The 22,721-nt window shown below is 61.0% G+C and carries 19 protein-coding genes and 2 tRNA genes; 13 read left to right on the top strand and 8 right to left on the bottom strand.

Going from position 1 to position 22,721, the window contains the following annotated elements; all coding sequences use genetic code 11:
• Positions 1 to 664 precede the first annotated feature (664 nt).
• Positions 665 to 2,125: a site-specific integrase gene (locus BN1134_RS01980; protein WP_042044956.1), complete on the bottom strand. Its 1,461-nt coding sequence runs from the start codon at positions 2,123 to 2,125 to the stop codon at positions 665 to 667.
• A gap of 138 nt (positions 2,126 to 2,263) precedes the next feature.
• On the opposite strand from BN1134_RS01980, the gene BN1134_RS19550 reads away from it, so the two are divergent.
• From BN1134_RS19550 to clpB, 4 genes are all read left to right on the top strand, one after another.
• Positions 2,264 to 2,330 (top strand) — tRNA-Met (locus BN1134_RS19550).
• A gap of 312 nt (positions 2,331 to 2,642) precedes the next feature.
• The gene (katG, locus tag BN1134_RS01975; RefSeq protein ID WP_042044955.1) at positions 2,643 to 4,820 is read left to right on the top strand and encodes a catalase/peroxidase HPI; all 2,178 of its coding nucleotides are present in this window, start codon (positions 2,643 to 2,645) and stop codon (positions 4,818 to 4,820) included.
• A gap of 240 nt (positions 4,821 to 5,060) precedes the next feature.
• Positions 5,061 to 5,801, top strand: a complete 741-nt coding sequence (gene pgeF, locus BN1134_RS01970; RefSeq protein WP_042044954.1) for a peptidoglycan editing factor PgeF — start codon at positions 5,061 to 5,063, stop codon at positions 5,799 to 5,801.
• A gap of 123 nt (positions 5,802 to 5,924) precedes the next feature.
• Positions 5,925 to 8,498 carry an ATP-dependent chaperone ClpB gene (gene clpB, locus BN1134_RS01965; RefSeq protein WP_042044953.1) on the top strand — a complete coding sequence of 858 codons (2,574 nt, stop codon included), beginning with the start codon at positions 5,925 to 5,927 and terminating at the stop codon, positions 8,496 to 8,498.
• Between the two features lie 154 nt (positions 8,499 to 8,652).
• Here clpB and asnA read toward each other — a convergent pair whose 3' ends face one another.
• Positions 8,653 to 9,645, bottom strand: coding sequence for an aspartate--ammonia ligase (gene asnA / locus BN1134_RS01960; RefSeq protein ID WP_042044951.1), 993 nt, complete (start codon positions 9,643 to 9,645; stop codon positions 8,653 to 8,655).
• A 154-nt stretch (positions 9,646 to 9,799) separates the two neighbouring features.
• Between asnA and asnC the strand changes: the two genes are divergently transcribed.
• A complete protein-coding gene (gene asnC / locus BN1134_RS01955) occupies positions 9,800 to 10,261 on the top strand; it encodes a transcriptional regulator AsnC (protein ID WP_042044950.1) in 462 nt (153 codons plus the stop codon).
• Here asnC and BN1134_RS01950 read toward each other — a convergent pair.
• The 4 genes from BN1134_RS01950 to yqhD form a co-directional block, all read right to left on the bottom strand.
• Positions 10,258 to 11,028, bottom strand: coding sequence for a substrate-binding periplasmic protein (locus BN1134_RS01950; RefSeq protein WP_042044949.1), 771 nt, complete (start codon positions 11,026 to 11,028; stop codon positions 10,258 to 10,260). The two genes, asnC and BN1134_RS01950, sit on opposite strands and share 4 nt — an antisense overlap.
• A 122-nt stretch (positions 11,029 to 11,150) precedes the next feature.
• Positions 11,151 to 12,635 (bottom strand): Re/Si-specific NAD(P)(+) transhydrogenase subunit beta, encoded by a 1,485-nt coding sequence (gene pntB, locus BN1134_RS01945; protein WP_042044948.1) that lies wholly within the window; start codon positions 12,633 to 12,635, stop codon positions 11,151 to 11,153.
• 11 nt (positions 12,636 to 12,646) lie between these two features.
• Positions 12,647 to 14,173, bottom strand: a complete 1,527-nt coding sequence (pntA, locus tag BN1134_RS01940) for a Re/Si-specific NAD(P)(+) transhydrogenase subunit alpha (RefSeq protein ID WP_042044947.1) — start codon at positions 14,171 to 14,173, stop codon at positions 12,647 to 12,649.
• Between the two features lie 484 nt (positions 14,174 to 14,657).
• Positions 14,658 to 15,821, bottom strand: a complete 1,164-nt coding sequence (gene yqhD, locus BN1134_RS01935; protein ID WP_042044946.1) for an alcohol dehydrogenase — start codon at positions 15,819 to 15,821, stop codon at positions 14,658 to 14,660.
• A gap of 115 nt (positions 15,822 to 15,936) precedes the next feature.
• Between yqhD and BN1134_RS01930 the strand changes: the two genes are divergently transcribed.
• Genes BN1134_RS01930 through BN1134_RS01920 form a run of 3 tightly spaced genes read left to right on the top strand, consistent with a single transcriptional unit; the run spans position 15,937 to position 17,813 of the window.
• Positions 15,937 to 16,863 (top strand): AraC family transcriptional regulator, encoded by a 927-nt coding sequence (locus BN1134_RS01930; protein ID WP_042044945.1) that lies wholly within the window; start codon positions 15,937 to 15,939, stop codon positions 16,861 to 16,863.
• 2 nt (positions 16,864 to 16,865) lie between these two features.
• Positions 16,866 to 17,372, top strand: a complete 507-nt coding sequence (locus tag BN1134_RS01925) for a lipocalin family protein (protein WP_042044944.1) — start codon at positions 16,866 to 16,868, stop codon at positions 17,370 to 17,372.
• Positions 17,373 to 17,420: 48 nt separating this feature from the next.
• Positions 17,421 to 17,813 carry a VOC family protein gene (locus BN1134_RS01920; RefSeq protein ID WP_198133129.1) on the top strand — a complete coding sequence of 131 codons (393 nt, stop codon included), beginning with the start codon at positions 17,421 to 17,423 and terminating at the stop codon, positions 17,811 to 17,813.
• Positions 17,814 to 17,978: 165 nt separating this feature from the next.
• Here the strand turns inward: BN1134_RS01920 and BN1134_RS01915 are convergent.
• Positions 17,979 to 18,055 (bottom strand) — tRNA-Trp (locus BN1134_RS01915).
• A gap of 228 nt (positions 18,056 to 18,283) precedes the next feature.
• Here BN1134_RS01915 and BN1134_RS01910 point away from each other — a divergent pair.
• The 4 genes from BN1134_RS01910 (at position 18,284) to BN1134_RS01895 (ending at position 21,177) form a co-directional block, all read left to right on the top strand.
• Positions 18,284 to 18,826 carry a hypothetical protein gene (locus BN1134_RS01910; protein ID WP_042044942.1) on the top strand — a complete coding sequence of 181 codons (543 nt, stop codon included), beginning with the start codon at positions 18,284 to 18,286 and terminating at the stop codon, positions 18,824 to 18,826.
• A 271-nt stretch (positions 18,827 to 19,097) separates the two neighbouring features.
• Positions 19,098 to 20,018 carry an aspartate carbamoyltransferase gene (pyrB, locus tag BN1134_RS01905; RefSeq protein WP_042044941.1) on the top strand — a complete coding sequence of 307 codons (921 nt, stop codon included), beginning with the start codon at positions 19,098 to 19,100 and terminating at the stop codon, positions 20,016 to 20,018.
• 10 nt (positions 20,019 to 20,028) lie between these two features.
• On the top strand, positions 20,029 to 20,487 hold the full coding sequence (pyrI, locus tag BN1134_RS01900; protein ID WP_042044940.1) for an aspartate carbamoyltransferase regulatory subunit: 459 nt from the start codon (positions 20,029 to 20,031) through the stop codon (positions 20,485 to 20,487).
• A 201-nt stretch (positions 20,488 to 20,688) separates the two neighbouring features.
• Positions 20,689 to 21,177 carry an arginine repressor gene (locus BN1134_RS01895; protein WP_042044939.1) on the top strand — a complete coding sequence of 163 codons (489 nt, stop codon included), beginning with the start codon at positions 20,689 to 20,691 and terminating at the stop codon, positions 21,175 to 21,177.
• A gap of 197 nt (positions 21,178 to 21,374) precedes the next feature.
• On the opposite strand, the gene BN1134_RS01890 is transcribed toward BN1134_RS01895, so the two are convergent.
• Positions 21,375 to 21,686 carry a DUF1496 domain-containing protein gene (locus BN1134_RS01890; RefSeq protein ID WP_052449400.1) on the bottom strand — a complete coding sequence of 104 codons (312 nt, stop codon included), beginning with the start codon at positions 21,684 to 21,686 and terminating at the stop codon, positions 21,375 to 21,377.
• A 211-nt stretch (positions 21,687 to 21,897) separates the two neighbouring features.
• Here BN1134_RS01890 and BN1134_RS01885 point away from each other — a divergent pair.
• A partial coding sequence (locus BN1134_RS01885) for an ATP synthase subunit B family protein (protein WP_042044937.1) occupies positions 21,898 to 22,721 on the top strand: 824 nt, incomplete at its 3' end.

Below are 22,721 nucleotides of genomic sequence, written 5' to 3'. Positions count from 1 at the left end.
TTTGCGCGCTGATCAACAATTAGGGGAAATCTTACACAAAAAAGATCACCAAGCACAACCCTATATCATTTGTTCTCTCGCCACATCACCATAACCCATTGCAACCTAAGCAGTTCCGATAACAACTCTGTTTGATTTGTGGGAAATAAAAGTTCAGCTCATTGTTGAGTCGTGGCCAGATACAAAAAAACCACCTCTCGGTGGTAGATTTTCATTAAGGTTACAACTTCTCCATTATTGGTCGCTACGCTAGCAAATTTTTTGGTACCGAGCAACCATCTATCATCCTCTTGTTTAACGCTGAGTACCCTATTACATTAAAATCAATTAGTTGCATTGAAATTTAGGCACGTTATCGAGCCTGTAAGGTTAGAGCGCAGAAAAACTTTCGATACTCACCTCAACAAAAACCCGACTCATTGGTCGGGTGTAGGTGAGGAATGACATGGTTGGAATTTAACCGGAATTTTATTCCGGTAGCATTCAGATCCAACTCATCAACCCCGCGTATTTTGCGAGTGATTTAATGCTGGGTGTACTTCCCCACTGTTAGGCGATATTCTGCCAAAAATGCCGGAATCAAGCAACCCGCATTGCCCATGTAGAGCCTCACAGAACACTGAATTCCATTTTAATCAATTGGTTACGCATAAAATTAGGTTGACTACCTGACCTTCTCGCTGACTCCATCATTATCTCCTTCCATAAGGCTCTTCTCAGCCAGAGAAAACAGCAGTCTGCGCTTGTCTGTGTCACTCATACCAGCCAGCAAACTAGACAGTTGCGCGTCAATTCTGCCGATCGGTTCAATCAACCCGGCATGTTCAAGAATCGCCCGCTCGATGCGTTGTGCCGGCTCCCTGAGCTCGTCGGCCGTAAAGTGAATATATCCCTGAGTGACATCAGCACTACGCAACGTGCGGTGATTCATCAAGCGCTTCAGCGTGTATTGGCCCACACCGATCAGTTCGGCAACAGTACCGAAGGTGCGACGGGCATCGTGACATTTGAATTCGATCTGACGCACTCCGTCCGGGTTAGGATCAGGTATCGTAGCCGCGACAATCTTGGCGATGATCTTGCGCGGTTCCTGTATCGGCTTACCTGTTCGTTCACTGGGGAATACAAACACGCCATCCTTACGCAGGTTCCAACGCCGCTTAAAGATGGAAAGCAGGGTATCTGTGATAGGCAGCTCCAGGGGGTCACCATTCTTGGTCTGATCGATCCAGAAGTAGCGGCCTTCCATGTTAACCCGCGACCAGGTAAGACCGAACACCTCTGATCGGCGTAAGCCAGTGAATAACGCAAGATCTATGGCATCGCAGACGGTGGCCACTGTGTCCGCTCTCCCGGCTATGGCCTCTTGCCTGACGTGTTCCACCGCCCTCAGCCAGCGGGCCAGTTCATGATTTCTAATCCGATCGCTCTTTCTGGGGACGTTGTGCCACTGGCGCTTGGTGCTTAGTACCTTGGTGGGCGGTTCTGGCAATAAGGTTTTCCCTTCGGTATCCCTATAATGGTCATGGGCAAAGCGGCATACAGCCCGCAAGATCCGCCCCCATAGGTCGGCCTGTGCCTTACTTCCGGCACCAGTTCCACCCTTGCGCTGTTCCTTATCGACCCCGAACCATGCTCGTCCCTCGGTGATCGCTTTGTGACGGGCCTCTACCCTTTCTCGTGACACATTAGCCAGCGGCTGCCCCATCCAGTCACCACTGAAATTCTCCAGCATCCGGCGATACTGCTTGCTGGTCGATGGCTTGATTCGGTGGCTTCTGCTGAGCAGGTACTCTTCCAGAGCGGTGACCAAGGTTACTTTGGCGTGTCGCTGCTCCCGCTTGGTGTCATTGGGATTGATCCCGGTAGTGACTACCATCCCCAGCAGATCAAGAGCCTTGTGCCTTGCCTGATCGACTGATACAGCGGGAAACTTACCAATAGTGACACGAATAAACTTGCCACCCTGAGACTTAACAAGGCTGAACGTCTTCACGCCGGTTTTGGTGATTCGCAAGCGTAGTCCATTCACCTCCGTGTCGTGATACTCGACTCGCTCACCTTCCGGGATCGGGAGCTTCTCCAGCTCCTTTTTGGTGAACTTAAGCCTGGTTGTTTGTTCCACTCACCCACCTCTTGGATATGCTGGGGATATGCCGGGGATATTATCGGCGTGGATAACTGGGGAATCAACGGGATTCAACAGCTACCGCGACAACGAAAAATCAATAAGTTATGAACATAAATTACTGTACGGGAATACAGGGGAATTGGTATTTCCAAGACTCATAATCGCTTGGTCCCCAGTTCAAGTCTGGGAGGGGCCACCACTTCAGAGAGCCTCGCAGATCCCCATCTGCGGGGCTCTTTGTTTTATCTGCCCCGCCATCCTTTACCCAGTAAAAAACTGACGCACCCCCTCCTCTCCTCCTAAGCAGGTCAGCGCAGGATAAATCCCCTCCGCGCAAGGGCTCCGCCAGCGTCTACACTGCTTCAGCGATAAAAATGAAACCGTATTCATCCACAATTAACCTACGTTATCGTTATAGTGTGACCTCGCTGGATTCATAAAAGTCCTAGTTCAAGCAAGGTAGCAGCCTCAGACGACTGACTACCGGTATCGCAACTCAAGGGAGAGCAATATGAGTACGCACGGTGGAAATTCCGGGGGTAAGTGCCCATTCATGCACGGCGCCATGACCGAGTCGGGCAACTCGAATACCGATTGGTGGCCCAAGGCGCTGAACCTCGACATCTTGCATCAGCATGACAGCAAGACCAATCCGATGGGCGCCTCTTTCAATTACCGGGAAGAGCTCAAGAGCCTCGATATTGCGGCCATCAAGCGCGATCTGCACGCCATGATGACCGACAGCCAGCCCTGGTGGCCTGCCGACTGGGGCCACTACGGCGGCCTGATGATCCGCATGGCATGGCACTCTGCCGGCACCTACCGGATCGCCGACGGACGGGGCGGCGCAGCCACCGGCAACCAGCGCTTCGCTCCGCTCAACTCCTGGCCCGACAACGCCAACCTCGACAAGGCCCGCCGCCTACTCTGGCCCATCAAGAGAAAGTACGGCAACAAGATCAGCTGGGCCGATCTCATCGTACTGGCCGGCACCATCGCCTATGAGTCGATGGGCCTCAAGACCTATGGCTTCGCCTTTGGCCGGGAAGACATCTGGCATCCGGAGAAAGACATCTACTGGGGGTCGGAGAAGCAGTGGCTGGCGCCGAGCGGCGGTGAGCACAGCCGTTACTCGGGCCAGCGCGATCTGGAAAATCCGCTAGCAGCCGTGATGATGGGCCTCATCTACGTCAACCCAGAAGGGGTCGATGGCCAGCCAGATCCACAGCGCACTGCCAATGACATCCGCGTCACCTTCGCCCGCATGGCGATGAACGACGAAGAGACGGTAGCGCTGACCGCCGGGGGTCACACGGTCGGTAAGACCCACGGTAATGGCGACGCCAAGCAGCTGGGCCCGGAGCCGGAAGCCGCAGGATTAGAGGAGCAAGGCCTCGGCTGGCTCAACAAGACCTCCCGTGGTATCGGCCGCAATACCGTGACCAGCGGCATTGAGGGGGCATGGACCACCCACCCCACCCGTTGGGATAACGGCTACTTCGACATGCTGCTCGGTCACGAGTGGACGCTCACCAAGAGCCCGGCCGGCGCCTGGCAGTGGATCCCCATCGATATCAAGGAAGAGGACAAGCCGGTCGATGTCGAAGACCCCTCCCTCCGCTGCATGCCGATCATGACCGACGCCGACATGGCGATGAAGGTCGACCCTGCATACCGCAACATTGCCGAACGCTTCCATCAGGATCCGGCCTACTTCTCAGAGGTGTTCGCCCGCGCCTGGTTCAAGCTGACCCACAGAGATCTGGGACCCAAGGCCCGCTACCTCGGCCCCGACGTGCCGGGTGAGGATCTCATCTGGCAAGACCCGGTGCCGGCCGGTCGCAAGGACTACGACGTGGCAGCCATCAAGGCCAAGATCGCCGCAAGCGGCCTCTCCATCGCCGAGATGGTCGCCACCGCCTGGGACAGTGCCCGCACCTTCCGTGGCTCCGACAAGCGTGGCGGCGCCAACGGTGCCCGTATCCGCCTTGCGCCACAAAAAGGGTGGGAAGGGAACGAACCGGCGCGCCTGGCCAAGGTGCTCGCCGTGCTCGAGCCTATCGCCGCCACGAGTGGTGCCAGTCTGGCCGATGTGATCGTGCTGGCCGGTAACCTGGGGGTCGAGCAGGCCGCCAAGGCGGCCGGTGTCCCCCTTGAAGTACCGTTCGCCCCTGGCCGTGGCGATGCCACGCAGGAGATGACCGACGTCGACTCCTTCGAGGTACTCGAGCCGCTGCACGATGGTTATCGTAACTGGCTCAAGCGCGATTACGTGGTCACTCCGGAGGAGATGCTGCTCGACAAGACTCAGCTGCTCGGCCTCACCGCCCACGAGATGACGGCCCTGATCGGCGGCATGCGGGTGCTCGGCACCAACCATGGCGGCACGGCCCACGGGGTGTTTACCGACCGGGTCGGGGTGCTCAGCAACGACTTCTTCGTCAACCTGACCGACATGGCCTACCAGTGGGTACCGGCGGGCAGCAATCTCTATGAGATCCGCGATCGCCAGAGCGGCGCGCTGAAGTGGACCGCGACCCGGGTCGATCTGGTGTTCGGCTCCAACTCCATACTGCGCGCCTATGCCGAGGTATATGCCCAGGATGACAACCAAGAGAAATTCGTGCGCGACTTCGTCGCGGCATGGACCAAGGTGATGAACGCCGATCGCTTCGATCTGCACCCCTGATCCAGAGGGCCCCGCAACGGGGCCCTTCTTTTTCAACGCCCCCCCACCATAGAGCTAGGCCCCGCCCTATTGCGTCACCATGCCCGGCATTGCCCATGGCGCACTCCTCTTGCGGACTCAACGGCGCCACCTCTTCGCTCGAAGCGGAATATCAGGCGCTCGGAGAAGAGGCCAGCAGGGCTTGCCGCCACACTCCGCTGCCGTTATGGTCTCAACCCCAGACCCGAATCGGAATCCATCATGCCGCTTTCCTTCATTCAGCCCGACTGGCCGGCCCCGGCCAATGTGCATGCCCTCTCCACCACCCGCTTGGGTGGACTCAGTTCGGGGCCTTTTGCCGGCCTCAATCTGGGCGATCATGTGGGCGATGACCCGGTGCGGGTCGAGGAAAACCGCGCCCTGCTGCAACGCGACGCCGCCATCCCTGGCACCCTGCCCTGGCTGCGCCAGGTGCACGGCATTACCGTGCACCCTGCGGCCACGCCGTCTGTCACGGCGCCAGAGGCGGACGCCGCCTGCGCCCATGCCCCCGGCCACCCCTGCGTGGTGATGACGGCCGACTGCCTGCCGGTGCTGTTTTGCGATCGCGCCGGCACCGTCATCGCTGCCGCCCACGCCGGCTGGCGCGGCCTGCACGCCGGAGTGCTGGAGGCCAGCGTCACGGCCATGGGCTGCGATCCGGCCGAGGTGCTGGCCTGGCTCGGCCCGGCCATCGGCCCGGATGCCTTCGAGGTGGGGAGCGAGGTGCGCACCGCCTTCATCGCCGAACAAGCGGAGGCCAGCGAAGCCTTCAAACCCTCGGCCAACGCCGACAAGTGGCTGGCCAACCTCTACCAGTTGGCGCGCCTGCGCCTGCGGCGCGCCGGCGTCAGCGCCATCTACGGCGGCGAGTTCTGTACCGTGAGCGATGCTACCCGTTTTTACTCCTATCGCCGCGACGGTCAGACCGGTCGCATGGCCTCGCTCATCTGGCTCGCGTGACCGGCGATCCGCTGCTGAAGAAAAAATCGGCAGCGGATCCCTTGAAATCCCCTTATCGGCCCTCATCTTTGCTTTCAGAAAGTTGTTTTTGCCGCACGGCGGCGTCTCTATAAGGGGAATGCGATGCGTCTTGATCGCCTCACCAGCAAGTTCCAACTTGCCATCTCCGATGCCCAGTCACTCGCACTGGGTCGTGATCACCAATTTATCGACCCCGTCCACCTGATGACCGCCCTGGTCAATCAGGATGGCGGCTCTATCCGTCCGCTGCTCACGCTGACCGGCCTGGACGTCAACGCCCTGCGCTCGCGCCTGGGCGAAGAACTCGATCGTCTGCCGCGCGTCAGCGGTGTGGATGGCGACGTGCAGCTCTCCCCGGCCCTCGGCCGGCTGCTCAACGTCTGCGACAAGCTGGCCCAGCAACGCAAGGATCAGTTCATCTCGTCTGAGCTGTTCGTGCTGGCCGCCCTCGACGACAAGGGCAGCCTCGGCGAGCTGCTGCGTGCCCAGGGGCTGACCAAGGAAAAACTCGAGGCGGCCATCGACAAGGTGCGTGGCGGCAAGAAAATCGATGATGCCAACGCCGAGGAGAACCGCCAGGCGCTGGAGAAATACACCATCGATCTCACCGAGCGGGCGGAGATCGGCAAACTCGACCCGGTCATCGGCCGGGATGACGAGATCCGCCGCACCATCCAGGTGCTGCAACGCCGAACCAAGAACAACCCCGTGCTCATCGGTGAACCCGGTGTCGGTAAGACCGCCATCGTCGAGGGACTGGCCCAGCGCATCATCAACGGTGAGGTGCCGGAGGGGCTCAAGAACAAGCGGGTGCTCTCACTCGACATGGGCGCGCTGGTGGCCGGTGCCAAGTACCGCGGCGAATTTGAGGAGCGCCTCAAGGCGGTGCTCAATGATCTGGCCAAGGAAGAGGGCAACGTCATCCTCTTCGTTGACGAGCTGCACACCATGGTCGGCGCCGGCAAGGGCGAAGGGGCGATGGACGCCGGCAACATGCTCAAACCCGCTCTGGCGCGCGGTGAGCTGCACTGCGTCGGCGCCACCACGCTCGATGAGTACAGGCAGTACGTGGAGAAGGATGCCGCCCTCGAGCGCCGCTTCCAGAAGGTGCTGGTTGAAGAGCCGACGGTGGAAGACACCATCGCCATCCTGCGCGGCCTGAAAGAGCGCTATGAGCTGCACCACCACGTGCAGATCACCGACCCTGCGATTGTGGCGGCGGCCCAGCTCTCCCACCGCTACATCGCCGATCGCAAATTGCCGGACAAGGCCATCGACCTCATCGACGAGGCGGCCGCCAGCATCCGGTTGCAGATCGACTCCAAGCCCGAGGCGCTCGATCGCCTCGAGCGGCGCATCATCCAGCTCAAGCTGGAGCAGCAGGCCCTGAACAAGGAGTCTGACGATGCCAGCCGCAAGCGCCTCGACCTGCTCAACCAGGAGCTGGCCGAGAAGGAGCTGGAATACAACGAGCTGGAAGAGGTGTGGAAAGCCGAGAAGGCCGCCCTGGCCGGCACCCAGCACATCAAGGCGGCGCTGGAGCAGGCGCGTCAGGATCTCGATGTGGCCCGCCGCGCCGGCGACTTGGCCCGCATGTCCGAGTTGCAATACGGCCGCATCCCCGAGCTGGAGAAACAGCTCGATCTGGCGACCCAGGCCGAGATGCAGGAGACCAGCCTGCTGCGCAATCGGGTCACCGACGTGGAGATCGCCGACGTGCTGGCCCGCTGGACCGGTATCCCGGTGGCCCGCATGCTCGAGAGCGAGAAAGAGAAGCTGCTGCGCATGGAAGATCAGCTGCACAGCCGGGTGATCGGCCAAAACGAGGCGGTCGATGCGGTCTCCAACGCCATCCGCCGTTCCCGCGCCGGCCTCTCCGATCCGAACCGCCCGATCGGCTCGTTTTTGTTCCTCGGCCCCACCGGGGTGGGCAAGACCGAGCTGTGCAAGGCGCTGGCGGAGTTCCTGTTCGACACCCAGGATGCCATGGTGCGCATCGACATGTCGGAGTTCATGGAAAAACACAGCGTCTCGCGTCTGGTCGGGGCGCCTCCCGGATACGTGGGTTATGAGGAGGGGGGTTATCTGACCGAGGCGGTACGCCGCCGCCCCTACTCGGTGATCCTGCTCGACGAGGTGGAAAAAGCGCACCCGGATGTGTTCAACATCCTGTTGCAGGTGCTCGATGACGGCCGCCTCACCGATGGCCAGGGCCGCACCGTCGATTTTCGCAACACCGTGGTCATCATGACCTCGAACCTGGGCTCGGATCTCATTCAGGAGCACCACAGCGAGAAGGACTACGACGAGATGAAGGCCCTGCTGATGGAGGTGCTGACCCACAGCTTCCGACCCGAGTTCATCAACCGGATCGACGAGACCGTGGTCTTCCACCCGCTCGGCGAGGAGCACATCAAGTCCATCGCCCACATCCAGCTCAAGGGGCTGGTGGCCCGCCTCGAGCAGCAGGGCTATCAGGTGGAGGTCAGCGGGGATCTGCTCACCCGCCTGGCTCATGCCGGCTTCGACCCGGTCTACGGGGCGCGTCCGCTCAAGCGCGCCATCCAGCAGAAGGTCGAAAACCCGCTCGCCCAGGCCATCCTCTCCGGCCGGGTGGTACCGGACAAGCTGCTGCGCCTGGGGGCCGACAGCAACGGTCTGACGCTGGAGCAGTAAACACCGCAAAAAGCCAAACGCCGGCCCCGTGCCGGCGTTTTTTTATCCATAAAAAACGGCAATCCGAAGATTGCCGAGAGGAATGTAGTGAATGCGGCCGGACATGGGATGAGCGGGCCACAGGGGGAACCTCCCCCGGGGAAGGCAAGCCTTCTTAAAGCAGTCCGGAGATACGCTCCCTCACCTCGGACGGCCACACACCAACCTGCACCTGCCCGATGTGCTCCTTTTGCAGCAGCAACATGGCCAGACGCGATTGTCCTATCCCTCCACCTATGGTCTGCGGCATACGCCCGGCCAGCAGCTCCTGGTGCCACTCATAGGCCAGACGATCCTCGTCGCCGGTGAGGGCGAGCTGACGACGCAGGGCCTCTGCGTCCACGCGGATCCCCATGGAGGAGATTTCAAAGCTGTCTTCGAGCACCGGGTTCCACACCAGGATGTCGCCGTTGAGGCCAGCCAGACCCAGCTCGCTTTCGGAGCTCCAGTCGTCATAGTCAGGGGCACGCACATCATGGCGCTCACCGTGGGAGAGATCGCCGCCGATGCCGATGAGGAACACGGCCCCCAGCTCCTTGGCGATGGCGCGCTCACGCCCCTTGGCATCCAGCTCCGGATAGCGGCGCAGCAGCTCTTCACTGTGCATGAACTGGATCGCCTCCGGCAGGAAGGGGGTCAGGTCGTGCTCGGCGCAGATGGCGCGCTCGGTGGTCTTGATGGCGGTCCAGATCGCCTGCACCGTCTCTTTCAGGTAGGCCAGATCGCGGCGGTCCTGCGGCATCACCCGCTCCCAGTCCCACTGATCCACATAGACGGAGTGGATCGGTGAGAGGCGCTCCTCATCCGGACGCAGGGCCTTCATGTGGGTGTAGAGCCCCTCGCCCGGAGCAAAACCGAAACGGCCCAGGGTCTGGCGTTTCCACTTGGCCAGCGAATGCACCACCTCGAAGGTGTGCTCGGGCAGGGTTCTCACCTTGACCTGCACCGCCTTCTCGCTGCCGGACAGGTTGTCCTGAGTCCCATCACCGACGCGGCTCAGGATGGGAGCCTGCACCTCCATCAGACCCAGCTGCTGGGCGAGGTGGCGGGAGAAGAGTTCCTTCACGAGGGTGATCTGCTGCTGGCTGCGAATGTAGTGCTGTTTCATGGTGAATCCCTGTATCAAACTGCGTTGCTGGTGATGATTCTTCAACAAAATGGCACCGCAATTCAATAATCAATAATAGATTTACGCTTTACGCCTTTTTTAATTCAATATAACCTGCTATTTAATCTCAAATCGTTAAAGAGCGGTCAAAAAAGTGGCTGAAAATTATCGAATCGATAATCTGGATCAGGGCATCCTGAGCGCCCTGATGGAGAATGCACGCATTCCCTATGCCGAACTGGCCAAGCGCTTCGCGGTCAGCCCTGGCACCATCCATGTGCGGGTGGAGAAGATGAAGCAGGCGGGGATCATCGAAGGGACCCGGGTACAGGTGAACGCCAAGAAGCTGGGTTACGACGTCTGCTGCTTCATCGGCATCAATTTGAAAAGCGCCAAGGATTACCCCTCGGCATTGGCCAAGCTGCGGGCCCTCGATGAGGTGGTCGAGGCCTACTACACCACCGGCCACTACAGCATCTTCATGAAGGTGATGACCCGCTCCATCGACGAGTTGCAGACCGTGCTCATCAGCAAGATCCAGAGCATTGACGAGATCCAGTCCACCGAGACCCTGATCTCGCTGCAAAACCCCATCCAGCGCGACGTCAAACCCTAGGGTTCGCTGTAGGGCACCCCGTACTTGGCGTAGATGTCCCGCAAGCGGCCATCCTCCTTCATCCGCCGCAGCTCGGCATCATAGGCTCGCATCAGGGCCGGAGTGCCTGCATCGGCGCGGGCCTTGCACCAGACGTTGAAATAGGTGCTCGAGCGGATCGGGCGCGGCAGGTAGTCGAGCTTCCCCTCCAACCCCTCGGCGTGGATCTGGGCGAAGGCGCTGGCCAGCTGCATCGGCACCACATCGATGCGCCCCTGTGCCAACTTGCGCAGTTGCAGCATGTTCATGCTGACCACCTGCACCTGCCAGGACGCATCCCCCTCGATCGCATTGATCTCGGGGGTGTAGGCAAAATCGCGGGTCAGCCCCAGCCGCCATGGTTTGAGATCCTCGAGGCGCCCAAACTGGATGCGCCCCCTCTCCTCCTTGCGCACGAAGAAATACCAGCTGTGGATGATGTGAGGCTCAGCGGGGTAGATGAGATAGGCCTCCCGCTCGGGGCGATAGGAGTAGCTCAGCAGCATGTCGTAGCGGCCCTCCTTGGCGCTGCGATTGAGGCGGGCCCCCGAATCAATCAGCTCGATGCGAAACGGCTGGCCGAGGGTGCCGAAGATGCGGCTGACAATGTCGACATCCAGGCCAGTCGGATTGCCAGCCTGATCCAGGTACTTGAGCGGCGGCTCCAGCAGCCCGCCGATGAGCAGGGTCTTCGCCTGTAATGGCGCCAGCAGCAGACCCAGAAGCAAACAGCACCACTTCACTCGCATGCACTCCCTGTGGGGCCTCAAGAGCGGTCAACACGATGTCAGACCGAGTCTGAGAGGGTAATGCAGAAACCGGGATAAAAAAAAGGAGGCCGCAGCCTCCTTTTTCCATCCTTGCATCAGGATCACAGTGCCTTGAGGATCGCCTCGACGCTGGCCTTGGCATCGCCAAACAGCATCTGGGTGTTGTCCTTGAAGAACAGCGGGTTCTGCACACCGGCATAACCGGTGTTCATAGAGCGCTTGAAGCCGATGACGGTCTGCGCCTTCCACACTTCCAGCACCGGCATACCGGCGATGGGGCTGCCCGGATCTTCCAGAGCGGCCGGGTTCACGGTGTCGTTGGCACCGATCACCAGCACCACGTCGGTGTCGCTGAAGTCCTCGTTGATTTCGTCCATTTCCAGCACGATATCGTAAGGAACCTTGGCTTCCGCCAGCAACACGTTCATGTGGCCCGGCAGACGACCCGCAACCGGGTGGATACCGAAGCGCACCTTGATGCCGCGATCGCGCAGCTTCTGGGTGATCTCGGCCACCGGATACTGAGCCTGTGCCACCGCCATGCCATAGCCCGGGGTGATGATGACGGAGCCGGCGCCCTTGAGCAGGTCGGCCACGTCTTCGGCGCTGGTCTCGCGGTACTCGCCCATCTCCTGCTCGCCACTGGAAGCGGCGCCGTCGGTGCCAAAGCCACCGGCGATAACGGAGATGAAGGAGCGGTTCATCGCCTTACACATGATGTAAGAGAGGATGGCACCGGAGGAGCCCACCAGGGCACCGGTCACGATCAGCAGATCGTTGGAGAGCATGAAGCCCGCCGCCGCCGCCGCCCAACCGGAGTAGGAGTTGAGCATGGAAACCACCACCGGCATGTCAGCGCCACCGATGGAGGCCACCAGATGCCAGCCGAAGGCGAAGGCGATCAGGGTCATGATCAGCAGGGCAATGGTGGAGCCGCCAACCTGGACGAAGTAAACCATCAGGGCCAGGGAGACCAGCACCGCCAGCAGGTTCAGCTTGTGGCGATGCGGCAGCATCAGCGGCTTGGAGGAGATGAGTCCACGCAGCTTGCCGAAGGCCACCACGGAGCCGGTGAAGGTCACCGCACCGATGAAGACGCCGAGGAAAATCTCGACCAGGTGGATGTTCAGCATGGCGCCGGTCAGGTGATCGGCCTGTACCGCCTGGGCGGCCTGCTCGAACGCCGCACGGGCAGCGGCCAGAGTGGCATCCAGGTTAGAGCCCACGCTGACCACGACTTCGCCAGGGGCAGCCGGGTGCAGGTCGATGAAGCTGTTAAAGCCCACCAGCACGGCGGCCATACCGACGAAGCTGTGCAGCACGGCCACCAGCTCGGGCATCTCGGTCATCTCGACCTTGAGCGCCAGACGCACGCCGATGGCGCCGCCGATGACCATGGCCAGAATGATCCAGTGCACGCCACTGGTTTCCGGGTTAAACACGGTAGCCACCAGAGCAATGGCCATACCGGCGATACCAAACAGGTTGCCATGCTTGGCCGTCTCCTGCTTCGACAGTCCCGCGAGACTGAGGATGAAGAGCACGGCGGCAACGATATAGGATGCTGTTACCAGTCCTTGAGACACGTTAAACCCCCTTAATCCTTACGGAACATCTTCAGCATGCGCTGAGTGACGGTGAAACCGCCGAAGATGTTGATACTGGCAATCAGCACGGCCACGAATGCAAGCCCTGTTACCAGGGGCGACCCTTGGCCAATCTGCAGCAACGCACCGACAACGATGATGCCGGAGATGGCGTTGGTCACGGACATCAGCGGGGTATGCAGGGCGTGGGACACGTTCCACACCACGTAGTAACCGACCACGCACGAGAGCACGAAGACGGTGAAGTGAGCCAGGAACTCCGCCGGAGCCACAGAAGCGATCCAGCCGAACGCGGCGATGCCGAGTGCGCCCCAGATGAACTTCTTGTTGGAGGGCTTGGCCGCTTCCTTCTTCGCCACCGGCTTGGCGGCGGCGGGTTTTTGCGGGGCCGCAGAGACCGAGATGGCGGGGGGCGGGAAGGTCACTTCACCGGCCTTGATGACGGTCATGTTGCGCATGATGACGTCGTCAAAGTCGATGACCGCGTTACCGTCCTTCTCCTTGCACATCAGCTTCATCAGGTTCACCAGGTTGGTGCCGTAGAGCTGAGAGGATTGGGCCGGCAGACGACCCGGCAGGTCGGTGTAACCGATGATCTTGACGCCGTTGGCGGTGACATGCAGCTCGCCCGGCACTGTGTATTCACAGTTGCCGCCGGCCTGGGCCGCCATGTCCACGATCACGGAGCCCGGCTTCATGCTGTCGACCATCTCTTTGGTGATCAGCTTGGGAGCCGGCTTGCCCGGGATCAGGGCGGTGGTGACGATGATGTCCACTTCCTTGGCCTGTTCGGCAAAGAGAGCCATCTCGGCGGCGATGAACTCTTCGCTCATCACCTTGGCGTAACCGTCGGAGGAGGAGCCATCCTCGCCGCCGAAGTCCAGCTTGAGGAACTCGCCGCCCATGGACTCGATCTGCTCGGCCACTTCCAGACGGGTGTCAAAGGCACGCACGATGGCGCCGAGGGAACCGGCTGCACCGATAGCGGCCAGACCGGCCACACCAGCACCGATGACCAGCACCTTGGCGGGCGGAACCTTACCGGCGGCGGTGATCTGGCCGGTGAAGAAGCGGCCAAACTCGTGGGCGGCTTCAATCACGGCGCGATAGCCACCGATGTTGGCCATGGAGGAGAGCGCATCCAGTGCCTGAGCACGGGAAATACGCGGCACCATGTCCATCGCCATCACGTTGATGTTGCGCTGGGAGAGCTTCTCAACCAGCTCGGGATTCTGGGCCGGCCAGACGAAGCTGATGAGGGTCGCCCCTTCCTTGATCTGGGCAATCTCGGCGTCGCTCGGCGCGTTGACCTTGAAGATCAGGTCGGCGTTCCAGACGCTCTCGGCTACCTCGGCCCCTGCGGCCACGAAGGCGGCGTCATCGAAGCTGGCGAAACGGCCGGCGCCGCTCTCCACCACCACGTCGAAGCCGAGCTTTTTCAGCTGCTCAACGGTGGCCGGAGTCGCTGCGACCCGGGTCTCACCGGCGAGACTCTCTCTCGGTATTCCAATCTGCATGACTATTCCCTGATGGTTAGTAAATAATCGCTACCTTTGTCTGTTGCCACCCGGCCGCTGAGCCGGCCGAACAGGACCTTGATGAAGAAAATCGGCCTCAGGCACGGCAACCTCCTGTTACCTCCCCTCCCCCGCTTTCCAGGCGCGAACGTGATTAGTATCAAATTTTGGAGTTTTATGACAACCGAACCGTCTTCAGTCCACAGGCGGTTTTTCACCCGGTCTGAGCAGAGTATCAAAAAAACAAACCAAATGAGCGCCCCATGATGGCGGAATTGGTCGCCAACAGAGCTCCAACCAGTATAAAAAAATGTTTTTCTGGAACATTATCTTAGCTGATTTTGTTCTTAGAAATGTCAGGATCTGGGGTAGTAAAGGGATGATGTCTCAGAAAACAACACTTTTGTAACAGGCGAGCCGTTCGACGGGCCCGCCCACTCGTCACAGGAAGCGACTTACGACGCTTCTTTCCAATGTGCGCCCCTTAGCGGGCCGCTTCATAAATATGCCGGCTGGTCTCGAGGTCGATATCCCCATGCTCACCCAGGGCGGTATAACCACGCTCTTGCAGCTTGGCCAGCATGGTCGTCACATCCGGCTGATCGACGCCATAGTCGCGCAGTCGGGTCGGTACTCCCATCCGCTCGAAGAAGGCGCGGGTCGCCGCGATGGCCAGATCGATGCGCAGCGCCTCGTCGCCCGTGGTGATCCCCCATACCCGCTCGGCGTATTGCAGCAGCTTGGCCTGCTTGGCATCGCGCTTGACGTCGAGCAGTACCGGCAGCAGCACCGCCAGGGTCTGGGCATGGTCGAGGCCGTGGCGAGCGGTCAGCTCATGGCCCAGCATGTGGGTGGCCCAGTCCTGCGGCACACCGGCACCGATGAGGCCGTTGAGCGCCATGGTGGCACTCCACATCAGGTTGGCGCGCACCGCATAGTTCTCCGGCTCGGCCAGCGCCTTGGGGCCCTCTTCGATCAGGGTCAGCAACAGCCCTTCGGCGAAGCGATCCTGCACCTTGGCATCCACCGGGAAGGTGATGTACTGCTCCACCACGTGCACAAAGGCATCCACCACGCCGTTGGCGACCTGACGGGCCGGCAGGGTATAGGTGAGCACCGGGTCGAGCACGGCGAAACGCGGCATCACGCAGGGGGAGAAGAAGTGCTGCTTGTCACCCGTGCTCTTGCGGGTGATCACGGCCCCCATGTTCATCTCGGAGCCGGTCGCCGGCAGGGTCAGCACAGAGCCAAGCGGAATGGCCGTCTCCACCTGCTCCCCGACGGTCTCGAGGATGTGCCAGGGATCGTCCGCCGCCTCGTAAGGCGCCGCCGCCGCGATGAACTTGGTGCCATCGAGCACCGAGCCGCCGCCGACGGCCAGCAGAAAGTCGACACGCTCGGCGCGGGCCAACTCGACCGCCCCCATCAGGGTCTCGTAAGAGGGGTTGGGCTCAATGCCGCCGAACTCGAACAGGGTCATGCCGCTCAGGGCCTCACGGATACGCGTCAGCAGACCGCTGCGCACCACGCTGCCACCGCCGTAGGTGATGAGGATGCGAGCATCGGAAGGGAACTGCTCGCGCAGGGCAGCAATCTGCCCCTCACCGAACAGGATCTTGGTCGGGGTGTGCAGGGTAAAGTTGTGCATGGTCTCTCCGGGCAGGAAAAGGATAAAACTTGATGGTTGCATTTTTCTCCAGAGCAGCCCTACCATCAAGGCAATATTCTGCCTATCTTTTGCCTATTTCTACTTTTCCCCAGATATGAACAACAAACCGTCTGAATCCGCCACACGCCAGTCCGCCCTCGCGGCCCGGCTCGCCACCCTGGCACCGCGCCACGGCATCACCCCGGCTCCGGTCGCCGGGGTGCACCTCATCTACACCACGGAGCACCATGAGCGCATCCCGGTACTCTACCGGCCACGCATGATCGTCATCTTGCAGGGGCACAAGGTGGGTTATCTGGCCGAACACACCTTCCGCTATGACCCCGAGCACTACCTGATGATGACCCTGCCGCTGACCTGCGAGTGCGAGTGCTTCGCCTCTCCTGCGCAGCCGCTGGTCGGGCTCTCCATCGATATCGACATCGCGGCGCTACAGGCGCTGCTGCTGGAGATGGGGGACGCGGCTCCGGTCACGATTGCCGAGCCCGAGCGCGGGGTCCACTCGGTGCCCCTCTCCGAGACCATGCTGTGCGCGGTGGAGCGGCTGGTTGAGGTGTTCGATCAGCCACTGCACGCCCGGGTGCTTGGCCCCCAGATCGTGCGTGAGATCCTGTTCCACGCCCTGCACGAGGGGGGCGGGCCCGCCCTGCTGGCCATGGCCAGCCGCCACAGCCAGGTGAGCCAGATTGCCAGGGTGCTGCGGGTGATGGAGCAACGCTTCACCGAAAACCTGACGGTGGAGGATCTGGCGCGCGAGGCCAACATGAGCGTCTCGGCCTTCCACCACCACTTCAAGGCGGTGACGGCCACCTCACCGCTGCAATACATCAAGTCGTTGCGGCTGCACAAGGCGCGCCTGATGATGCTGCACGACGGCCTCAAGGCAGGCACCGCCGCCAGCCGGGTCGGTTACGAGAGCGGCTCCCAGTTCAGCCGCGAGTACAAGCGCTTCTTCGGCACCCCGCCGAGCGAACAGGCGGCCCGCTTTCGTGAGGGGCAGCTGCGTATTGTGGAGGGATAGCGATGCGCACCCTAGCGATCCTGCTCTTGGCCATGCTGACCTGCGCCTGCACCGGGCTCCCGGCAGGGCAGCAGGTGGTCAGGCCGTTTTATCTCGAGCGCTACCTCGGCACCTGGTACGAGATAGCCCGCCTCGACCACAGCTTCGAGCGCGGTCTGAGCCAGGTCACCGCCAGCTACAGCCTGCGCAGTGACGGCGGCGTGAGGGTGCTCAACCGCGGACAGGCGCCTGATGGTCGCTGGCGTGAGGCCGAGGGACGCGCCTACTTCGTCGGCGCCCCGGACGAAGGGCGCCTCAAGGTGAGCTCCTTCGGCCCCTTCTACGGCAGCTACAACGTGCTGGCGACCGACTACAAACTCTCTTTGGTGAGCAGCTACAACCTCCAGTACCTGTGGATCCTCTCGCGCACCCCAACCCCTTCTCAGGAGCGGGTGCAAGCCTTGGTGGAGCAGGCCAGACGCCTCGGTTTTAATACCGACGCCCTCATCTGGGTCAAGCACCACGATTGACCCCCCATCACGGCATGGCCCCCCCATGCCCCTTATCAAGGAATGCCCATGCCGGCAGAACGCCATATCGGCAACATCGCCCTGGTCGTACGCGACTACGACGAAGCCATCGACTTCTACACCCGCGCCCTCGGTTTCACCCTGCTTGAGGACACGGATCTTGGCGCTGGCAAGCGCTGGGTACAGGTCGCCCCTGTGGGCGGACAAACCCGCCTGCTGCTGGCGCAGGCCGCCAACGAGGAGCAACGGGCCTGCATCGGTCGTCAGGCCGGTGGACGGGTGTTTCTGTTTCTTGAGACCCGCGACTTCTGGGGTGACTATCGGCACATGCGCGAGCAGGGGGTGCACTTTCGTGAGGCGCCACGCGAGGAACCCTACGGCACGGTCGCCGTGTTTGAAGACTGCTGCGGCAACCCCTGGGATCTGTTGCAACGCCGTTGAGGCGGGTCAACCGCTGGCATCGGCGTGTTCAGGCGCCGATGATCACAACGCAGGGCAAAGCGCCCGCGTGCGGGGATGTAGGCCATGGCCGGAACAGAGAAAGGCAAGATGAGGAGAGCAAGAAAAGCAAAAAGCCGGCACTAGGCCGGCTTTTCTTGAATTTAATGGCAGGGGCGGCAGGACTCGAACCCGCAACCATCGGTTTTGGAGACCGCTGTTCTACCAATTGGAACTACGCCCCTGCAACAAACGAGGCGTAGTATACAAAGCGCGGATCAAAGGTAAAGGCTTTTTTTGTCTGGCAACACCTGATTGCACAAAGTTAACGCACTTCCCGCTATTTTTCGTACATTCCATCCCTAACCATCTGATTTTGCACCCGACTGGAGCGGCTTGAGCCCCCTCGGGGTGGGCAACTCATACCTTTGGGGGTAGGGTAGAGACGAAGGCATCGGACAGGGAGGTGCGCCGTGCTCAACTACCGCCTGCTGCAACAGCTTGCTCCCCTCAATTTCCGCTATGAGGATCGCACCGAGTCGCTGCCCGACTACCTGAGCCGGGTGGCCCCCCTGCTGCCGCATATTCCCCCCAACCTGCTGGCACAATGGCTCTACCGCCACTGGCGCGGTTTCGAGTCCAACTGGAGCTTTATCGATCTGGCCCAACTGCGGGTCTCCCCCTTGATGCTGGAGACAGAGCAACTGCTCGCCGAGGTGGATACCCGCCACATGGAGGTGGTCGAGCGCTGGAGCGAGCTGCTGCGCAGCAACCGTTACGTGCGCCGCTCCTGGCTGGCCGAGTACATGGCCAGCCACGGCACCTGGCCCGAGCCCATCATCGTGCTCGCCCCCCGCGCCGATGAATGCTACCCGGACGGCACGCCCATGCCACACCCACTGGCCCTGCTGGAGGGGCACCACCGCCTCGCCTACCTGCAGACCTTGGCGCAGCAGCAGCATCCGCTGCAACATCGCCATGCCTTGTGGGTATGCCGGCACGTTGACGACATTTAAACGTTTTTCATGCCAAAAATGGCATCAAAAATAAAGTTTTGACAAAGTTTTTTTCGCCACTATAATCCTTCCGATTTTGCAAAGGGACTGGTCATGTTGTCGCCGATTTTCGCTCAGAAGCCTCAGGTTCTGGCGGGAGAATTCTCCCGGTGCGATGCCGTTGTTACCGGTTCCCGACCCGCTGATCCCGAATTGTTTTGGAAAAAGGCCCCTGTTTCAGGGGCTTTTTTTTTGCCTCTCCACCTCTCCTCTGTCATAGGGAATGCAGACGATGACCAATCCGCTCTATAAGAAACACGTCATCTCCATCTCCGACCTGACCCGGTCTGAAATGGAACTGGTGGTTGAAACCGCACAACGGTTGAAAGCCGACCCGAACGCCCGCTGGTTGCAGGACAAGCTGATTGCCAGCTGCTTCTTCGAGCCCTCCACCCGTACCCGCCTCTCCTTCGAAACGGCGGTGCAGCGCCTCGGCGGCAACATCATCGGCTTCGCCGATGGCGGCAACACCAGCGCCAAGAAGGGGGAGACCCTGGCCGACTCGATTCAAATCATCGGCTCCTACGCCGATGCCATCGTGATGCGCCACCCGAAGGAGGGGGCCGCCCGCCTCGCCTCCGAGTTCTCCCGCGTGCCGGTGATCAACGGCGGCGACGGCTCCAACCAGCATCCGACCCAGACCCTGCTCGATCTCTTCACCATCCGCGAGACCCAGGGTCGCCTGGACAACCTCAACGTCGCCTTCGTCGGTGACCTCAAGTACGGCCGCACCGTGCACTCGCTGGCCCAGGCGCTGAGCCTGTTCAACTGCCGCTTCTTCTTCATCTCGCCGGAGGCGCTGGCCATGCCGGAGTACCTGTGCGAGGAGCTGGAGGAGAAGGGGATCCGCTTCAGCGTGCACGAGACCATGGAAGAGGTGATGTCCGAGCTCGACGTGCTCTACATGACCCGGGTACAGAAAGAGCGCTTCGATGAGACCGAGTACAAGCACATGGCCGCCAAGTTCATCCTCGACCTGCCGACCCTGGAGGGCGCCAAGCCGACCATGAAGATCCTGCACCCGCTGCCGCGGGTCGACGAGATCACCGTGGCTGTCGACAAGACCCCCCACGCGGCCTACTTCGAACAGGCCGAAAACGGCGTCTATGCACGCCAGGCCCTGCTGTCACTGGTACTGAATGAAACTGTCTGAGGGGAAGATCATGTCCGAGAAGTTGCAAGTTGAAGCCATCCGCAATGGCTCCGTCATCGACCACATCCCGGCCTGCCAGGGCATCAAGATCCTCAAGCTGTTCCAGCTGATCGAGACCCGTGAGCGCATCACGGTCGGGTTCAACCTCAAATCCGAAGCGCTGGGCAAGAAGGATCTCATCAAGATCGAGAACACCCAGCTGACCGAAGAGCAGGCCAACCAGCTGGCGCTGTTCGCCCCCAAGGCCACCGTGAACATCATCGAGGAGTTCGAGGTGGTCAAGAAGCACCACCTGACCCTGCCGGAGTGCATCGAGGGGGTATTCGAGTGCCCCAACTCCAACTGCATCTCCCACAACGAGCCGGTGGCCAGCCACTTCGCGGTACGTGAGGTGAAAGGGGCGGTGCGCATGAAGTGCAAATATTGCGAGAAGTCCTTCACTCAGGACATCGTCAGCGCCCTCTTCTAAGAGGTTTATGCAGGCAAGTGACTAAAAAGGGGCCAATAGGCCCCTTTTTTGAAGCCGGTCACATCGGAAAACGGCCAGAACGCTATAATTTTCGCGCTATGCAGCGGGTTTTTGTATAGATCAGAAAATATTCAGAGCAATACCCTGCATAAATTCCAGTCAACCAGACGCATGCCCGGCATGCCAGCAAGGAGATGCAGAATGGCCAAGAGCCTGTCGAACGCCGGCGAGATCGCCCACGACACCGCCCAACTCGAGGCCTGCCGGCAGATCATTGCCCGCCACTGTTACAGCACGCAAGAGGAGATCCGGCGCGAGCTGGCCCACTTCGGCTTCCCCGACATCAGCCAGTCCACCGTGTCGCGTCTGCTGCGTCGCCTCGGGGTCGCCAAGGCGCAAAATGCCAGCGGCAAGAAGGTCTACACCATAGTCGATGAACAGCTGGAGCACGTAGACAGCACCCACTCGATCCATGACATGGTCAAATCGGTGGAGCACAACCAGCAGCTGGTGCTGATCCACACTACGCCGGGGGCCGCCACCGTGGTGGCGCGGATGCTCGATCGCCACGCCAACCCGGAGATCATGGGGGCGGTGGCCGGTAACGACGTGGTGCTGGTCGCACCACGCCACATCAGTCGAACCCGTCAGACCCTGGAGGCGGTGATCCGCACACTCAAGGCCCACTGAATCCGATCAGGAACGAACCGAACGATCTTCCCTCTCGGCCCGCTCGCGGGCCAACAGACGCTTGAACCACCAGCTGTTGCGGCGACGATGGGTATAAGAGGAGCGACGGGCCATGAGCTTCTATCCTAGGTTGCTAGCCGGGGCGGGAATTATGCGGCAATCCCCTCCCCCCTGTCTTTAGCTGGATCAATAAATCCTCATGCTCCGGTACGCAGCCGGTTTTTTGGTGCAGGTTGGGGCTCCTTGCCCGGCTCTGGTGTACGCCACATGAGCGGGCCATTGCTCTCCTGCTCGTTTTGCGGCGCACAGATCAAGGCCCCTTCCGGCAAGTTGAGCACTGCCCCTTCCGAATAACGCTGCTCGGCATACCAGCAGACTCGCTCACCCGGATTGGCCGGCAACAAGAGACGCGCCCCTCCGTGGTTACCGCGAGCGAGGATCTCTCCGCTCGCCCCACCGACCATGCCGAGGGCCAGCAGCCCCGCTAGCCATCCCCTTACTCTTCTCATCGCGCGCTCCCACTCTCGGTTTACCTGATCAAAGCGACCAATTGCGGCAAAAAGTTGATCTATTCGCGCCCCCGCGCTGGCTTTCCCAAACGGTTGTGATAGCCTGCGCGCCAACCTGACTGAGCAATTGGTGAACAGCTCATCCCGCCCGCTGGCACCGTCGGAAAGGTTCCAATAATCTCTATCATATCAATTACCTGGACGTATTTTGATGCGTATCATATCCCTCCTCAAGGTGGCACTGCTCGGCCTGACGCTGAGCGGTTGCGTGGCCCCCTTGCTGATCAACCCGGCCGGCCAGCTGATGTGGGCGCTGCTAAAGCCCCTGGTCGGTTTCGATCCCAACGAGGCCAACCTGTTCGAGCAGCCGCTGGTCAAGGATCGCATGACCGCCATCCTCGGCCCCCACTATGACACCACCCTGAGCCTGCTCAAGACCGCCAACGAGCTACAACAGGAGGGCCCCCTGTTCTACGCCCTCTCCCAAATCGCCCCCGGCGTGACCGACCAGGCTGGACTGGTCTGGAATGCCGACAGCAACCAGATGGCCGTCATGCTGGTCGACAAGCAGGGCACCCAGGTCTTTGCCGAACCCGGCCAAAACCCGATCTGGCCCGCCGCCATGCAGGGGTGGGGCAGCGCCAACGGCGCCGCGCAGGCCACAGGCAGTCACGCCGTTCAAACCGTGAGCGAGGGGGCCAGCGCCGTGGGCAGCGGCCTCTCTGCCGTCGGTTCCACCCTGAGCGTCTTGAGCAATCCACAGCAGGCGGTGGGCCAGTTGATCGAGGGCAGCACCCAGTCACTGGTCGAGGGGGTGCAACAAAAGGCGGCGCAGGCGGCCAGCGATACCGTGAGCCAAGCCCAGCAAAGTGCCAGCAAGGCAGCCAGCGAGGCCGTCGGTCAAGCCCAGCAGAGCGCCAACAAGGCGGCCAGCGAGGCCGTCGGTCAGGCCCAGCAGAGCGCCGACAAGGCAGCCAGCGAGGCCGTCGGTCAAGCCCAGCAGAGCGCCAGCAAGGCAGCCAGCGAGGCCGTCGG

Source organism: Aeromonas simiae (assembly GCF_000820125.1).
GTDB lineage: Bacteria > Pseudomonadota > Gammaproteobacteria > Enterobacterales > Aeromonadaceae > Aeromonas > Aeromonas simiae.
This window is presented reverse-complemented; position numbering and strand designations above follow the sequence as displayed.

What these genes read in the sequence shown, in the direction of transcription:
- BN1134_RS01925 (WP_042044944.1), top strand. Translation starts at nt 16,866, where the DNA reads ATGCGCACCCTAGCGATCCTGCTCTTGGCCATGCTGACCTGCGCCTGC.
- pyrB (WP_042044941.1), top strand. Translation starts at nt 19,098, where the DNA reads ATGACCAATCCGCTCTATAAGAAACACGTCATCTCCATCTCCGACCTG.
- BN1134_RS01920 (WP_198133129.1), top strand. Translation starts at nt 17,421, where the DNA reads ATGCCGGCAGAACGCCATATCGGCAACATCGCCCTGGTCGTACGCGAC.
- BN1134_RS01890 (WP_052449400.1), bottom strand. Translation starts at nt 21,686, where the DNA reads ATGAGAAGAGTAAGGGGATGGCTAGCGGGGCTGCTGGCCCTCGGCATG.
- pyrI (WP_042044940.1), top strand. Translation starts at nt 20,029, where the DNA reads ATGTCCGAGAAGTTGCAAGTTGAAGCCATCCGCAATGGCTCCGTCATC.
- BN1134_RS01950 (WP_042044949.1), bottom strand. Translation starts at nt 11,028, where the DNA reads ATGCGAGTGAAGTGGTGCTGTTTGCTTCTGGGTCTGCTGCTGGCGCCA.
- BN1134_RS01895 (WP_042044939.1), top strand. Translation starts at nt 20,689, where the DNA reads ATGGCCAAGAGCCTGTCGAACGCCGGCGAGATCGCCCACGACACCGCC.
- pntA (WP_042044947.1), bottom strand. Translation starts at nt 14,173, where the DNA reads ATGCAGATTGGAATACCGAGAGAGAGTCTCGCCGGTGAGACCCGGGTC.
- katG (WP_042044955.1), top strand. Translation starts at nt 2,643, where the DNA reads ATGAGTACGCACGGTGGAAATTCCGGGGGTAAGTGCCCATTCATGCAC.
- yqhD (WP_042044946.1), bottom strand. Translation starts at nt 15,821, where the DNA reads ATGCACAACTTTACCCTGCACACCCCGACCAAGATCCTGTTCGGTGAG.
- BN1134_RS01930 (WP_042044945.1), top strand. Translation starts at nt 15,937, where the DNA reads ATGAACAACAAACCGTCTGAATCCGCCACACGCCAGTCCGCCCTCGCG.
- clpB (WP_042044953.1), top strand. Translation starts at nt 5,925, where the DNA reads ATGCGTCTTGATCGCCTCACCAGCAAGTTCCAACTTGCCATCTCCGAT.
- pgeF (WP_042044954.1), top strand. Translation starts at nt 5,061, where the DNA reads ATGCCGCTTTCCTTCATTCAGCCCGACTGGCCGGCCCCGGCCAATGTG.
- asnA (WP_042044951.1), bottom strand. Translation starts at nt 9,645, where the DNA reads ATGAAACAGCACTACATTCGCAGCCAGCAGCAGATCACCCTCGTGAAG.